The following is a 15039-nucleotide window of genomic DNA, read 5'->3' as shown; positions in this document are numbered from 1 at the left end:
TGCGCGTTCGGGCACGGTCATCGGGTGCTCCTTCCGAGCCGGTGGCTGATGCGGTTGGCGCTGAGCACGACGGCGACCACGACGAGGCCGGGGAGCGCCGTGAGCCACCAGGCGGTCGCGATGTAGTTGCGTCCCTCGGCGATCAGCAGGCCCCACTCGGGGGTGGGCGGCGGGGCCCCGTAGCCGAGGAAGCCGAGGGTGGAGATGGCGAGGATGGCCGTACCGAACTGCAGCGCGGCGAGCGCGATGATCGGGGTGAGGGCGTTCGGGAGCACATGCCGGCGCAGCACGGCGACGAAGGTGCCGCCGCTGCCGAAGGCCGCCTCGACGTACTCGGTCCGGCGCACCCGCGCCACCTCGGCGCGCATGAGCCGGGCGAAGGCGGCAACGCTGCCGAGGCCCACGGCGATCGCCGCGTTGACGGTGCCGAAGCCGAGCAGGATGATGACGGAGAGCGACAGCAGCAGCCCCGGGATCGCCAGCAGCACGTCGACGACCCGCATCAGCACGTCGTCCACGATGCCGCCGGTCGCACCGGCGACGGCACCGAGGAGCGTGCCGAGCGCGAGGCCGACCGTCACGGCGATGAGCGCACCCGACAGGGAGTGCACCGCGCCGTGCACGACCCGGCCGAAGAGGTCGCGGCCCAGCGCGTCGGTCCCGAACCAGTGCGCGGCGCTCGGGGGCAGGAGCTTGTCGGCGGGAACGCCGGTGAGCGGATCGCCCGGCGCGAAGACCCCGGGGATCACCGCCCACAGCACCGCCACGGCGACGACCGCGAACGCCAGATACAGCCCCCAGGCGCGCGAGCGCCGTCGGGGACGGGATGCGGAGACGGGGGCCGGGGCGGACGGCGCAGGCGCTGCACCGGGCGTCTCGACCGACGTCTCCGCGATCACGGGAGCGGTCATGCGGGCACCTCCTGGGCGACGGGACGGACGGGGCGGGAACGGGCGGCGCGCGCCGATCGCCGCTGCCGCGGGTCGATCAGGGGCGTGGCCAGGTCGACGGCGAAGCTGATCACCACGAACCCCAGCGCCGACAGCAGCACCACTCCCTGCAGCACCGGGATGTCCTGGTTCGCGACGGCCTGCTCCGTGAGGCGTCCGATGCCGGTGCGGCCGAAGACCGTCTCGGTGACCACCGCGCCTCCGACGAGCTCTCCGAACAGCACCCCCGCGATGGTGAGCGTCGGGACGGCGGCGTTGCGTGCGACCGCGCGGGTGAGCACCCACACCGGCGGCGCGCCCTTCGCCCGGACCACGGTCACGAACGGCTGCGCCTGCACCCGGTCGATCGACCGGACCAGCACCTGGGCGAGCGGCGCCGAGATCGGCACGGCGAGCGTGAGCACGGGGAGGATCAGCCCACTGACAGGATCGGCCCCCACGATCGGCACCCACCCGAGGCCGAACGAGAACACCTGGATGAGCAGGATCCCGAGCCAGAACACCGGCACCGCGACGAACAGGCCCGGCACCTGGCGCAGGCCGTCCCGCAGCCACGCGAAGGGTGCGAGCGAGGAGAGCACGGCGATCAGGCCCGCGAGCACGACCGCGACCAGGAGTCCGACCGTCGCGAGCAGCAGCGTGGCGGGCAGCGCCTCGGCGAGCATCGTCCGCACCGGGGTCCCGTACTGGGTCGAGTAGCCGAAGTCGCCCGCCAGGAAGCCGAGACCCGCGTGCAGGTACTGCTCCCCCCACGGCACGTCGGCGCCGTAGGTGGCGCGGATGTCGTCGAGCTGCTCCGGCGAGAGCCCCAGGCTCGGGTCGGAGAACTTGATGAGGATGGCGTCTCCCGGCAGCAGCTGCAGCAGGAAGAACGTGGCCGTGAAGGCCGCGATCAGCACGATCGCGGCCTGCCCGGCCCGTCGGAGGACGAAAGTCATGGGGTCACCGTGATCCTCAGTGCTCCGCGAGCCACACGCCGGAGAACGTGGGCCGGCCGACCGACTCGAAGGCGACGCCGTGCACATACGTGGCCGCACCATAGACCTGCGGCTCCTCGAAGAGCGGGATCACGTACGCCTGCTCCGCGATGTAGTCCTGCACGGCCTGCGAGGCGGCCACCCGCTTCTCGGCGTCCGGCTCGGAGGCGACGGCCAGCAGCAGCTCGTCGAGCGTCGCGTCCTGAGAGATGAGCACGTCGCGGTTCTTCGTGAAGTACTGGCTCTTGATCACGTCGAGGTCGGCACGCCCGACCATCGAGTGGTAGAACCCCGTCTTCAGCGGATCACGCGTGTCCTCCGCGTAGCTGCCCGCATCGCCGGGCTTGACGGTGAGCTCCACGCCGACCGCCGCGAGCTGCTGCGCCACGAGCTCCAGGGTCTGCTTCGACAGGGGCTGCGGCTTGGCCTCGTAGACCGTGATCGACAGCCGCTCGCCGTCCTTCTCCCTGATACCGTCGGCGCCGGGCTCCCAGCCGGCCTCGTCGAGCAGCGCCTCCGCCTTCTCCGGATCGTGGGCGTAGTGCGCGGACTCCTCCTTGTAGCCCGCGGCCTGGGAGGACAGCACCGACGTGGCCACCGGGTAGTTCTCGGTGAACAGGGTGTCGACGACCTCCTGCGCGTCGACCGCGGCGATGATTGCCTGGCGCACGCGGATGTCGGACAGCAGCGGGTTCTCCGGGCGGAGGGCGATCGAGTTGTTCACGCCGCGGGTCTGCGGGGCGTACAGCGTGAATCCGGCGCCCTCGACGCGGTCCTCGTCGAACGCCTGGACGTAGCGGACGTAGTCGGCCTGACCCGCGAGCAGCGAGCCGATGCGGACGGAGTCCTCGGGCGTGACCAGCACGTGGACGGCGTCGAGGTAGGGCCGACCGTCGTTCTCGGCGCTGTCCGGGCCCCAGGCGTAGTCGTCGCGGGCGGTGAGGGTGTACTCGGTGCCGAGCTTCTCGTCGGTGACGGTGAAGGGACCGGAGCCGATGATCTCCTCCGCGTTGCCCGCGCCGAAGTCCTCGATCGTGCCGTCCAGGGTCTCCGGGGACAGCAGTCCCGAGTTGATGGTCGACGTCGCCTGCAGGAAGCCGGGCGACGGCGCGCTGAAGCGGAAGGTCACGGTGTCCTCGTCCACCACCTCGCTGCCGGCGTAGTTGTTGATGGCCTCGGAGACGGTGAGCCCGCGCTCGGCGTCGCCCAGCCCGTAGGTGTCGAAGTTCTTCGCGACGGCGGCGGCGTCCACGGGTGTGCCGTCCGAGAACGTCACGTCCGGGTTGAGGTCGAAGGTGTACTCCGTGGCGTCGTCGTTCACGGTCCACTCCGCGGCGATCCACGGCTCGATCTCGAGCGTCTCCGGGTTCTGCCAGGTGAGCCGGGCGGCGATGTTGTTGACGATGCCGCCGTTCGGGTAGAAGCCGGCCTGCGGCGGATACAGGTTCGTGTAGGCCTGGTGCTCGAGGTAGGTGAGCGTGCCGCCGGTGACGGGGTCCCCCGCGGCGGCCGGGCTGTTCCCCGGGGCGGGCGAGGTCGCGCAGGCGGCGAGGCTGCCGGCCAGGACGAGCGGGACCGCGACGGCGGCGGTGCGGATGAGGCGGCGGTTCATGCGGAGGACTCCTCGGGTTCGGAAGGCAGGGTGTCGGGTGCGGAGGCGGTGCAGGTGGTGTTCACGGTAGGAAGTGGCGGGGTGCACGGGCGAGGCGGCGGACTCCGGGTGTCGCGAGACGACACCCGTGGTCACGCGCCGACACGCGACGTCACACGGAGGCGGTCGCGCAGCGTCTCCGCGCGGACCCCCTCGCCGTTCTCCTCCGGTGTCCGGAGGAGGCCGCGACGACGCAGCTCGGGGACCGCGAGACGGGTGAAGGCCTCGAACTGTCCGGGCTGGAACGCCGAGAGGACGTTGAAGCCGTCGGCGGCGCCCTCGTCGCGCCAGTGCGCGAAGTGGTCGGCGATCGTGCCGGCGTCGCCGACGACGAAGGCCGCAGGGACGGCGTGCGCGGCGACGAGGTGTCGCCAGGTCAGGGCGGCCTCCGCCCCGACCCGGAGTCCGGCGATCCGCGCGAGGCGTTCGACGAGCGCGGCGCCCCGCTCCCCCAGGCGTGCGGCCTCGGCGACCGTCACCGCGGTGTCGAAGGCCGCTGCCCGCAGCGGGTCGTCGGCGGCCACCTCCAGCGCGTCGGCCAGCGCCTCCACCGTACGATTCGCCGGGAACCCGACGCGCTCACGCTGCGGCCCCTCCGCGAGCGGCACGAGCTCCAGCAGCCGCCGGACGATCCGGTGGGCGGCGGCGTTGGATTCCGCGACGACGGGGAGCACCGGGGCGATGACCTTCAGCTCCTCGGCCGGGCGGCCCGCCTCCGCCACGATCTCCCGCAGCAGGCGCCGCGTGGCCACGGCGTCGGCGAGGGTGGGGGCGGCGATGAGGGCGAGATCGGCGGCGGTGCCGGCGAGCGCCCGCGACCGCGGCGAGGTGCCGGCGTGCACGATCGGGATACGCCCCTGTGGCGGACGGGCGACGTTGAGCGGGCCGGCGACCCGCACGTGTGCGCCCGTGACGTCGGCGGCGCGCAGCCCCCGGGGGTCGATGAGCACACCGCGCTCGGCGTCGGCGATCCAGGCGTCCTCGGCCCAGGAGTCCCAGAGCCGGCGCAGGGCGACGACGAACTCCTCCGCCCGGTCGTAGCGGGTCTCGGTGTCGGCATGGGCCTCACGGCCGTGGTTCCCGGCGGCGCGCGGCTCGGCGCCGGTGACGAGGTTGATCCCCGCCCGGCCGTGGGTGAGGACGTCGAGGGAGGCCAGGGCCCGCGCCGTGGCGTAGGGGTCGGCATAGGTGGTGTTGACCGTCGCGATGAGCCCGATCCGCGAGGTCACCCCGGCGAGGAACAGCACCGCGCTCAGCGGATCGATGCGGGCGAGCAGGTAGGGGTCGCGGAACTCCAGGTCGGGTCCGGTCGCCAGCCAGTCGCCGAAGAAGAGGTAGTCCAGGCCCGCGTCCTCCCCCTCCCGCGCGATGCGGCGGAGGATGTCGGCGTCTCCCGCGGGGTCGCGGTGGGCTCCGGGATGCCGCCACCCGGAGGGGTAGGCGCCGAGGGTGCGCACCATGGCGCCGATCACGAGAGGTTCCGTCATGCCGACACGGTAGGAGCGCGGCCGCCACCCGGGCCACGGGGAGGAAGCCGGAGGTCACCGGATGTCACAGACGGTCACATGCGCCACCCTCTACGCTGAGAGGATGACTGGACTTCGTTGGGGAATCCTCGCGACCGGCGGCATCGCCGGCGCCTTCGCATCCGATCTGCGCACGGCCGGCCTCGACCTCGTCGCGGTGGGCTCACGCTCGCAGGAGTCGGCCGACGCCTTCGCCGCGCGCTTCGACATCGCGCACGCGCATCCGTCGTACGAGGCGCTGGTCTCCGATCCCGACGTCGACATCGTCTACGTCTCCACGCCGCACCCGATGCACCACGAGAACGCCCGGCTCGCCCTGGAGCACGGCAAGCACGTGCTCGTGGAGAAGGCGTTCACCCTGAACCGCACGCAGGCCGAGGACCTCCAGCGGCTCGCCGCCGAGCGCGGGCTGCTCGTGATGGAGGCGATGTGGACGCGCTACCTGCCGCACATGGTCCGCATCCGCGAGCTCCTCGCCGACGGCGCCCTGGGGGAGATCCGCACGGTGACCGCCGACCACACGCAGCAGCTGCCCACCGACCCCGCACACCGTCTGAACGCGCTCGAACTGGGCGGCGGGGCGCTGCTCGACCTCGGGATCTACCCGATCTCCTTCGTCTGGGACGTCCTCGGGGCGCCGACCACCATCCGCGCGGTGGGGCGTCTGGTCGAGACCGGAGCCGATTCCGAGGTCGCCACCGTCATGATCCACGAGAGAGGGGCGATCTCCACGACCCTCTCCTCCTCGCGCGGCGCCGGCCCCAACGCCGCGAGCATCGTCGGCACCGAGGCCCGCATCGACATCGACCGGGTCTGGTACACCCCCACCACCTTCCGTGTCGTGCGGCCGGACGGCACCGTCCAGGAGGAGTACGTCTCCGCCGTCGAGGGCCGCGGCATGCAGTACCAGGCGTTCGCGGCCGAGCGCCTCGTCCGCGACGGTCTCCTCGAGGGCGACGTCCTCCCCATCGCGGAGAGCGTCGCCATCATGGGCGCCCTCGACGAGATCCGCGCGCAGATCGGCGTACGCTACCCCGGCGAGGAGGCCGACCGTGGCTGAGACGACCGACGCCCGCGTGGCGGTGTACCTGGACTTCGACAACATCGTCATCTCCTGGTACGACCGCGTCCACGGCCGCAACTCCTACGGCAAGGACCGGCAGCGCATCACGGAGCACCCGAACGACCCCGAGGTCGCCGAGCGGCTGAACCGGGCCATGATCGAGGTCGGCGCCATCATCGACTACGCGGCCTCCTTCGGCACGCTCGTGCTGACGAGGGCCTACGCGGACTGGTCGTCGCCGGTCAACGCCGAGTACCGCTCGCAGCTCGTGGCGCGCGCGGTGGATCTCGTGCAGCTCTTCCCGGCCGCGGCGTACGCGAAGAACGGCGCGGACATCCGGCTGGCGGTCGACGCGGTCGAGGACATGTTCCGCCTGCCCGACCTGACCCACGTCGTCATCGTGGCGGGCGACAGCGACTATGTGCCGCTCGCCCAGCGCTGCAAGCGCCTCGGCCGCTACGTGATCGGGGTGGGCGTGGCCGGGTCCACGGCGAAGTCCCTCGCCGCGGCGTGCGACGAGTTCGAGTCCTACGACTCGCTCCCCGGCGTGGCGCGTCCGACGAAGGCGGCACCGGCCGCCACGCCCGCGGTCGAGGTTCCGGCGGAGCCGTCCGCCCCGGCCACCGCGGACACGGGCGCCCCGAAGCCCAAGACCGCGTCGAAGTCGCGCGCGAAGGCCAAGAGCAAGCCTCCCGCCGAGGAGCCCAAGGTCGAGGAGAAGATCGACGACCAGGGCGAAGCCACGCGGCTCCTGGAGCGCGCGCTGCGTCTCGGCCACGACAAGGCGGATGCCGACGAGTGGCTGCACAGCTCCGCGGTCAAGACGCACATGCGCCGCATGGATCCGTCGTTCAGCGAGAAGGCCCTCGGCTACCGGTCGTTCTCCGACTTCCTCAAGTCGCGCGACGACATCGCCGAGCTCGAGGAGACGGGGCACGAGCGCCTGGTCCGCTTGCGGGAGCCCTGAGCACGGCCGGTCATCCGCGCTGCCGTCACTGGTGGCGGAACGCGGCGTCGAAGGCGGCTTCGGGCTGCGGCCACAGCAGGGAGCGCACGAAGGCCAGCGCCTCGGGGGCGCCGTGCAGGCGGTCCATGCCGGCGTCCTCCCACTCGATCGAGATCGGCCCGTCGTAGCCGACCGCGTCCAGCGCACGGAAGGCGTCCTCCCACGGCACGTCGCCGTGACCGGTGGAGACGAAGTCCCAGCCGCGCCGGGGGTCGCCCCACGGCAGGTGCGAGCCGAGCACTCCGGCACGGCCGTTCCGCGGCCGCAGGCGGGTGTCCTTGCAGTCGACGTGGTAGATCCGGTCGGCGAAGTCGACGATGAAGCCGACGGGGTCGATGTTCTGCCACATCATGTGCGAGGGGTCCCAGTTGAACCCGAATGCGTCGCGGTGGTCGATCGCGTCGAGGGTGCGGACGCTCGACCAGTAGTCGTACGCGATCTCCCCCGGATGCACCTCGTGGGCGAAGCGCACGCCCTCCCCGTCGAATACGTCGAGGATCGGATTCCACCGGTCCGCGAAGTCCTGGAAGCCCTGGGCGATCACCGCCTCCGGCACCGGCGGGAACATCGCGACATAGGGCCAGATCGACGAACCGGTGAAGCCGACGACGGTGTCGACGCCGAGCTTCCCGGCCACCCTGGCCGCCCGCTTCATGTCCTCCGCCGCCCGCTGCCGCACGCCCTCGGCCTCGCCGTCGCCCCAGACGTAGGGGCGCAGGATGCCCTGGTGCCGGAAGTCGATCGGGTCGTCGCACACCGCCTGCCCGGCCAGGTGGTTGGAGATCGCGAACACCCGCAGTCCGTGCCGGTCGAGGATCTGGCGCCGGGAGGCGACGTAGGCGTCGTCCTCATCCGCCCGGCGGAGATCGAGGTGGTCGCCGGACGCGGCGATCTCCAGCCCGTCGTAGCCCCACTCCGCGGCGAGGCGGGCCACCTCCTCGAACGGGAGGTCGGCCCACTGGCCGGTGAACAGGGTGACCGGGTGACTGCTCATGGATACTCCTTCGTATCGCGGGGCTTCGTATCGCGGGCGGGGGTTCAGGCGCCGAGGGCGCGCAGGTGGGCGATGCTGCGGGCGGCGAGGTCGTCCTGGCTCGCAGCGAGCGGTCTCCACACCGAAGCCGCGACGGCGATCGTCGCGTTCTCCCCCGTGAAGCTCTCCAGTCCCAGGGCGCCGCGGTAGCCGGCGTCGTCGAGCGCGCGGAGCATCTCCGGCCAGTCGGTGTGGTCGTCGCCCACGGCACCGCGGTCGCTGCCACACACCTGCACGTGCGCGATGGCGGCGCCGGCCGCGCGGACCGCGTCGGCCGGCCGCTTCTCCTCGATGTTGAGGTGGTAGGTGTCGAGAGCCAGTCCCACCCCGGCGCCGAGCAGCGGCGCCAGCGCGTCGAGACTCTGCGCCACGGTGTTCAGCACGCTGGTCTCGTAGCGGTTGAGCGGCTCCACAGCCAGCGTGACGCCGATCGCGGCGGCCTCGCGGGCGAGCGGCGCGAGGTTCTCGCGGAGCTCGCCGACGACCTCCGCCCGCTCCGCCCCGTCCATGCGCCAGGTGACGCCGGTCGGGGCGTAGAAGGGTCCGGCGACGACCGAGGCCCCGAGCACGGCCGCGGCGTCGAGGCACGCGCGGAGGTAGTCCTGCGTGGCGGCGACGTCTCCGGCGCGCGCGAGCAGCGAGCGGCCGGGCCCCATCGCGCCGACGACGATCGCGCCCATGCCGAGGCCGTCCAGCACGGCGCGGGCCCGGAGCGGGTCCCAGTCGCCGATGCTCTCCAACGGCAGCTCCAGGGCGTCGTAGCCCATCCGCGCCGCCGTGCGGGCGAGCGGCTCCAGGGTGTCATCCGTCAGCGGAGACGTCCAGACCCAGGTGTTGACGGCGATCGTGCGGGGCATCGTTGTCCTTGTGATCGTGCGGGTGCTCCCACCCTCCCATTCGGCGCGGGCCGAGCGGAAGGGCGGGAGCACACGGGGTTACGGGATCTGGCGCTCCTGCCAGACCGTCGGGTAGCCGGGAAGGTCCTCTCCGCCGAACTTGGCGTAGTGGCCGTCGGGCATGCCGTCGTTCGCCGCAAGGTAGTCGTCCAGCTCGGCCTCGGTGATCGGCTTCTGCGGGAGCACCCACTCCTTCGGCACCTCCTCGCCCGCGAAGATCATCTGCGCCGCGAGCAGCGGGGTGCGCCACTGGAAGTTCGAGTAGACCGGAGCGAGGCCGGTGAGACCCGTGTCCTTCCACTTCCGAAGGAAGCTCATCTCGTCCTCGCCGGTCATCACCGGGTAGTCGGCTCCGGCGTCCTCGAAGGCCTCGATGGCGGCGACGGCACCGTCACCCGCGTCCATCCAGATGCCCTGCACGTCGCCCTTGGCGAGCTCGTCGCTGATGATGCTCTTGATCTCGGCGGGGTCGGCACCGGTGAAGTGGTCGACGGCCTCGATCCCGGCCTCCTCGAACAGCTTCTCGGCGCCGGCCCAGCGGTGCTCCAGCACGTCGACGCCGGGGAGGATCCGCAGAGCCACGACCTTGTCGCCCTCCTCCAGGTTGTCGATGAGGAACTCCGCGGTGTCGATGCCCCAGGCGAAGCCGCCGATCGGGTGGATGAACGTGACGGGGCAGTCGGTGTTCACGCCGCGGTCGAACACGACCACCGGCTTGCCCGTCTCGCACGCCCGCTCGACCGCGGGGGTCATCGCGGCCGTGCTGTTCGGCGAGATGAGGAAGACATCGCAGTTCCCCTCGGAGATGAAGTAGTCGATGTCGGCGATCTGGGTGTCGTCGGAGTCCTGCGCGTCGCGGGTCTCCATCTCGCTGATCGCGCCCGACTCCTGCAGCACCTTCAGCTGCTCGTTCATCGTGATCCAGCCCGTCTGGCGCCACGGGTTGGAAATCGAGGCGTTCGCGAAGCAGGCCTTCTTGGCCCCGGTGCTGGCGAACTCCGCGGTGTCGACCATCTCGGCGTTGATGTGCTGCAGGTAGGGCTGGTCGGCGGGGCCCTGGGGGTCGACGCCGCGCTCCTCGTCCTGCTTGTCGAAGAGCTCCTGGTCGAACCACTCGGTGGTCTCGGCCGCCTCCTCGGGATTCTCCGACTCCGCCGGCGCCACGGACGGGTCGGTCGTGCACCCGGCGAGCGCGATGAGGCCGAAGAGGGCCACCCCTGCGGTGGCGATCTTCATCGATCGTCGCATTGCTAATCTCCTCTGGTTGTAGGGCTTGATGCGGTGCTGCGGTTCTCGGCGTTCTCGGTCCCCGCGGTATGGACGTCCGTCGGCTGGGGACCGCGCCGGCGGCGGGCTCGGAAGGCGACCCCCGCGTAGGCGACGGCCGCGATGATGATGACGCCCTGCACGGCGTCGCGGAGGGTGGAGGGCACGCCCGCGATGTTGAGGAGCAGGAACAACGCCTCCAGCGCGAACGCTCCGGCCACGGCGCCGACGATCCACCCTCGACCTCCGCCGAGCACGACGCCGCCGAGCACCACCGCGGTGATCGCGGTGAACTCGTAGCCGCGGCCGACGGACGGGTGCACTCCCGCGTATCCGACGAGCAGGACGGCGGAGAGGGTGGCGGAGAGGGAGGACAGCACGAACGCGCGGGTCGTGACCCAGGCCCGGCGGGCACCGGCGTAGTCCACCGCGCGGGCGTTGTCGCCGATCGCGATGAGGGTCTTGCCCAGCGGGCGCTTGGTGATGACGATGCCGAGGGCGAGCCAGGCGGCGAGCAGCAGGACGGCCCAGGGCAGGAACTCCAGCACGGGGAGGTCGCGGATCCCGCCGCGGCCGATCTCCCGGAAGCTGTCGGCCGGGTTGCCGGTGGCGGCGCCGCCCGTCCACCACATCACGCCGCCGAGCAGGGCGAGCATCATGCCCAGCGTCACGATGAACGACGGCACCTTCAACAGCGTCGTGAGGACGCCGTTCACGAGCCCGACGACGACGCCGAACACAACCATGAGCAGCAGGACGGGGAAGGTGCGCGCGTCGTCCTGGCCGACGAGGTTGCCGGCGATGATGACCTGCGCCGTGATGAGCGACCCCTGGGAGAGGTCGAACTCCCCCGCGATGATCACGAAGTACTGCCCGATCGCGACGATCGCGATGGGAGCGACGCGCTGCAGGTACCGCATGAACTGGCCGGGCTCGGCGAAGCTCGGGTTGAGCACGGCGACCGCGACGAGCAGGATCACGAGCAGCAGGAAGACCGCCCCGCGGGGACTGACGAGAGTGCGCAGCGCGTTCATGAGCGCCCTCCTTCCCGCACGGAGGCGGTATCCCCGGCGCTGTCGACGGCGGCGACCTCGGTGGTGGGGTCGGCGAGCTCGGCAGCCGCGACCGCCATGTCGCCCTCGGCCGCCTTCGCGGCGTCGTCTCCCCCGGTGCGCGTGCCGCCGGCGCCGAAGCGGGGACGGCGCCGCACGATGGCCCGGCGGCTGTAGACGGCCACGGCGGCGACGATGACGATGCCGCGCACCACGTCCTTGAGGAAGGGATTCACCTGGAGCACGCTCATGACGTTGTCGACGACGGCGAGGATGGCGACGCCGCCGATGGTGCCCCAGATCGAGCCGCGTCCGCCGAGGAGCAGGGTGCCGCCGAGCACGACCGCGGCGATGGAGAGCAGCGCGTAGCCACCCTGCTGCCCGACCGTCGGGCTGCCGACGCCGAGGCGGCTGGCGAGCAGGAGTCCGGCGAGGCCCGCGAACACCGAGCACAGCACGTGCGCCCAGATCAGCGGCAGGCGGGTGCGCACGCCGCTGAGCCGGGCGATCTCGGGGTCACCGCCGACGGCGTAGAGGTGGGCTCCGGTGCGGGTGCGGTTCAGCAGCACCCAGACCAGCACGGCGAGCGCGATCATGATGAGCGTGGACACCGGGATCGGTCCGACGCCGGTCGCGCCGATGAGCTGGAACGCCCACGGGACCTCGCCTGCCGAGCCTTCGAAGTTCGTGTTGAGGATGCCCTGGAGGATCAGCCCGACGCCGAGCGTCGCGATGAAGCCGTTGACCTTGAGCACCGTCACGATGAGCCCGTTCACGAGCCCGATCCCCGCGCACACGAGGAGCGTCACGATCACGGCGAGCGGGATGTTGCCGGCGTTCCCGGCCATCATCGTCGCCGCGAGCAGACTCGACAGGCTGATGACGTAGGTGACCGACAGGTCGAGCGAGGCGCCGAGCACCACGAGCGTCTGCCCGATGGCCACGAGGCCGAGCACGCTCATCCCGGTCAGGATGTCGCGGATGTTCCCCGGGCTGAGGAAGTTGCGGCCGACGGTGGCGACGAGGATCGCGCCGACGACGAGCGCGAGCAGCAGGATGCCGAGCACGATGACGGTCGAGTCGATGCGGAGACGGGCCCCGGTGCGGCGGCTCATCGCGCACCCCCGTTCGTCGAAGGACCGCGGTCGGCGCCGGTGGCCGCCGCGAGGATCTCGTGCTCGGCCGCACCGGCCGGCAGCTCGGCGACGAGTTCGCCGTCGTGCATGACGAGGATGCGGTCGCTCATGCCGATGACCTCCGGCAGCTCGCTCGAGACCATGAGCACCGCCTTCCCCTGTGCCGCCAGCTCGCGCATGAGCTGGTAGACGGCGTACTTGGCCCCCACGTCGATGCCCCGTGTGGGCTCGTCGAAGAGCACGATCTGCGGCTGGGTGAGCAGCCACTTCGCCAGCACCACCTTCTGCTGGTTGCCGCCGGAGAGGAAGCGCACCTCCTGGTCGAGACCGCGCGAGGACACCTCCAGCGTGCGGAGCACCCCCGGTACCTCCCGGCGCGACGCCGCGGTGCGTCCGGCGAACACGTTCCGCACCACGAGCAGGGCGTTGTCGAGGATCGACTGCCCCAGCGCGAGCCCCTGCGCCTTGCGGTCCTCCGAGACGAGCGCGAGTCCGGAACGCACGGCCGCGCGCGGTCCGCTGATCCGCACCGGCTTCCCGTCGATCCGCACGGCGCCGCGGGTGAAGGCCTGGATGCCGAACACGCCCTCCACCAGCTCGGTGCGCCCGGACCCCTGGAGCCCGGCCACCCCGACGATCTCCCCGGCACGGAGCGTCAGCGACACCCCGTCCACATAGGCGTTCCCGCAGCCGTCGAGCTCGAGTCGGGGCGCGCCGACCGCGGTGCCGGCCACCGGGTCGGGGAAGTACGACTGGATCGACCGCCCCACCATCCGGCGCACGAGCTCGTCGGTGGTCAGCGCCGCGGTCTCGTCCGTGGAGACGAGGGCGCCGTCCTTGAGGATCGTGATCCGGTCGCAGAGGTCGAAGATCTCCTTCAGCCGGTGCGAGACGTAGATGACGGCGACCCCTCGGGACGTGAGCCGGCGGATGATCGCGTACAGCAGCTCCACCTCGCGGTCGCTGAGCGCCGCGGTCGGCTCGTCCATCGAGATCACCTGCGCGTCGAACGACAGCGCCTTCACGATCTCGACGATCTGCTGCTCGGCCACCGTCAGCGAGCCCACGCGGGACTGCGGGTCGATGAAGGACACGCCGAGATCGCTCAGCAGCTCTCCGGTCCGCACGTTCATCGCCCGGACGTCGATGAGCCCCGCGCGCCGCGGCTCCCGGCCGAGGTAGACGTTCTGCGCGACCGTGCGCTCGGGCAGCAGGGTGAACTCCTGGAACACCGTGACGATGCCGGCGTCCATCGCCTGCCGCGGGTGCGCGTGGCGCACCTCCGCGCCGCGGTACGTGATCGTGCCCTCGTCGGCCGGCTGCACGCCCGCGATGATCTTCATGAGGGTCGACTTGCCCGCGCCGTTCTCGCCGACGAGGCCGTGAACCTCCCCGGGCCGCACGTCGAAGTCGATGCCCTTCAGCACCTCCACGCCGAAGAACGCCTTGCGGATCCCGGCCACCCGCAGCACCGGCTGCGTCGTCGTCGTGGTCATGCCGGCACCTCCGTCCAGCGTCCCTCGTGGGCGGCGGAATCGAGCACGGCCTCGGTCACCACGGCCGCGCGGTGGCCGTCGGCGAACGTCGGCAGTCCGTCGCGGACGTCGCCGGCGATCGCCGCGTAGACGTCGGCGACGAAGCCGTTGAAGGCGTCCTGGTATCCCATGGCGTGCCCGGCCGGGACGCGCTGCAGCCGGGCGGACTCCGGGTCGGCCGCGGCGGGGTCGCGCAGCAGCAGCCGCGACTCCTCGCGCATGCCGACCCAGAGCTCCTCCGGCCGTTCCTGCTCGAACCGCAGACTCTGCCGCGTCCCGTGCAGCTCCAGGGTCAGCGCGTTCTTGCGACCCGCCGCCATCTGCGAGATGAGCAGCGTGCCGAGCGCCCCCGTCGAGGTCTCGACGAGCACGGCGACGATGTCCTCCGTGTCGACGGCCCGCCCCGCCCGCTCGGTGAACACACGACGGGTGCGGGCGCTCAGGGCCCGGATCCGGTCGCCCGTGACGAACTCGAGGAGGTCGCACAGATGCGACCCGATGTCGGCGAAGGCGCGGGAGGCCCCGCCGGACGAGGAGTGCACCCGCCAGTCGTCGTCGGTGGACCGCAGCATCCAGTCCTGCAGGTACGAGCAGTCCAGCGTGAGCAGCTCCCCGGCCTCGCCGCGGGCGATGCGCGCCCTGGCCTCGCGCACCATGGGGTGGTAGCGGTACACGAAGGGGACGGCGGCGACGAGCCCCGCCTCCGCGGCGGCCTCGGCGAGGGCGGCCGCATCGGCCGCGGTCGTCGCGAGCGGCTTCTCGCACACGACGTGCTTGCCGGCCCGCAGCGCACGCAGGGCGAGGTCGGCATGCGTGGCGTTCGGAGTGCAGATGTGGACGACGTCGATGTCGTCGGCGTCGAGCAGCGCCTCGGCGTCGTGCTCGGCGCGCGCGGCGCCGAGCAGCTGCGCGGCGTCCCTGGCGCCCTCGGTCTCCGGCACGAGCTGC

The 15039-nt window shown here is 71.9% G+C and carries 13 protein-coding genes; 2 read left to right on the top strand and 11 right to left on the bottom strand.

Annotation, left to right across the window (positions count from 1 at the left end):
- Positions 1–17 precede the first annotated feature (17 nt).
- From DW296_RS06655 to DW296_RS06640, 4 genes are all read right to left on the bottom strand, one after another.
- Positions 18–911, bottom strand: a complete 894-nt coding sequence (locus DW296_RS06655) for an ABC transporter permease (protein ID WP_136051597.1) — start codon at positions 909–911, stop codon at positions 18–20.
- Positions 908–1888: an ABC transporter permease gene (locus tag DW296_RS06650; RefSeq protein ID WP_136051596.1), complete on the bottom strand. Its 981-nt coding sequence runs from the start codon at positions 1886–1888 to the stop codon at positions 908–910. The genes DW296_RS06655 and DW296_RS06650 overlap by 4 nt, the downstream gene beginning before the upstream one ends.
- 16 nt (positions 1889–1904) lie before the next feature.
- Positions 1905–3539 (bottom strand): TIGR04028 family ABC transporter substrate-binding protein, encoded by a 1635-nt coding sequence (locus tag DW296_RS06645; RefSeq protein WP_136051595.1) that lies wholly within the window; start codon positions 3537–3539, stop codon positions 1905–1907.
- 131 nt (positions 3540–3670) lie between these two features.
- Positions 3671–5065, bottom strand: a complete 1395-nt coding sequence (locus DW296_RS06640) for an NtaA/DmoA family FMN-dependent monooxygenase (RefSeq protein ID WP_136051594.1) — start codon at positions 5063–5065, stop codon at positions 3671–3673.
- Between the two features lie 103 nt (positions 5066–5168).
- Here DW296_RS06640 and DW296_RS06635 point away from each other — a divergent pair, with 103 nt between their 5' ends.
- Positions 5169–6164, top strand: a complete 996-nt coding sequence (locus DW296_RS06635; RefSeq protein ID WP_136051593.1) for a Gfo/Idh/MocA family protein — start codon at positions 5169–5171, stop codon at positions 6162–6164.
- Positions 6157–7134 carry an NYN domain-containing protein gene (locus DW296_RS06630; protein WP_136051592.1) on the top strand — a complete coding sequence of 326 codons (978 nt, stop codon included), beginning with the start codon at positions 6157–6159 and terminating at the stop codon, positions 7132–7134. The genes DW296_RS06635 and DW296_RS06630 overlap by 8 nt, the downstream gene beginning before the upstream one ends.
- Positions 7135–7159: 25 nt before the next feature.
- Here DW296_RS06630 and DW296_RS06625 read toward each other — a convergent pair whose 3' ends face one another.
- The 7 genes from DW296_RS06625 to DW296_RS06595 form a co-directional block, all read right to left on the bottom strand.
- Complete coding sequence (locus DW296_RS06625; protein WP_136051591.1) at positions 7160–8167, bottom strand: sugar phosphate isomerase/epimerase family protein; 1008 nt, start codon at positions 8165–8167, stop codon at positions 7160–7162.
- 44 nt (positions 8168–8211) lie between these two features.
- Positions 8212–9063 carry a sugar phosphate isomerase/epimerase family protein gene (locus DW296_RS06620; RefSeq protein WP_136051590.1) on the bottom strand — a complete coding sequence of 284 codons (852 nt, stop codon included), beginning with the start codon at positions 9061–9063 and terminating at the stop codon, positions 8212–8214.
- A 78-nt stretch (positions 9064–9141) separates the two neighbouring features.
- Complete coding sequence (locus tag DW296_RS06615; protein ID WP_446724129.1) at positions 9142–10338, bottom strand: substrate-binding domain-containing protein; 1197 nt, start codon at positions 10336–10338, stop codon at positions 9142–9144.
- 14 nt (positions 10339–10352) lie between these two features.
- Positions 10353–11402, bottom strand: coding sequence for an ABC transporter permease (locus DW296_RS06610; RefSeq protein ID WP_240743016.1), 1050 nt, complete (start codon positions 11400–11402; stop codon positions 10353–10355).
- Positions 11399–12535 carry an ABC transporter permease gene (locus tag DW296_RS06605; RefSeq protein WP_136051588.1) on the bottom strand — a complete coding sequence of 379 codons (1137 nt, stop codon included), beginning with the start codon at positions 12533–12535 and terminating at the stop codon, positions 11399–11401. Before DW296_RS06605 ends, DW296_RS06610 begins: the two co-directional genes overlap by 4 nt.
- On the bottom strand, positions 12532–14052 hold the full coding sequence (locus DW296_RS06600; RefSeq protein WP_136051587.1) for a sugar ABC transporter ATP-binding protein: 1521 nt from the start codon (positions 14050–14052) through the stop codon (positions 12532–12534). The genes DW296_RS06605 and DW296_RS06600 overlap by 4 nt, the downstream gene beginning before the upstream one ends.
- Complete coding sequence (locus DW296_RS06595; RefSeq protein ID WP_446724130.1) at positions 14049–15032, bottom strand: Gfo/Idh/MocA family protein; 984 nt, start codon at positions 15030–15032, stop codon at positions 14049–14051. The genes DW296_RS06600 and DW296_RS06595 overlap by 4 nt, the downstream gene beginning before the upstream one ends.
- Between the last annotated feature and the right edge of the window lie 7 nt (positions 15033–15039).

The organism is Microbacterium sp. K36 (genome assembly GCF_004794355.1).
GTDB classification, from domain to species: domain Bacteria; phylum Actinomycetota; class Actinomycetes; order Actinomycetales; family Microbacteriaceae; genus Microbacterium; species Microbacterium paraoxydans_D.
The sequence above is the reverse complement of the archived record's forward strand: the minus strand, read 5'-3'. Positions and strand labels throughout refer to the sequence as shown.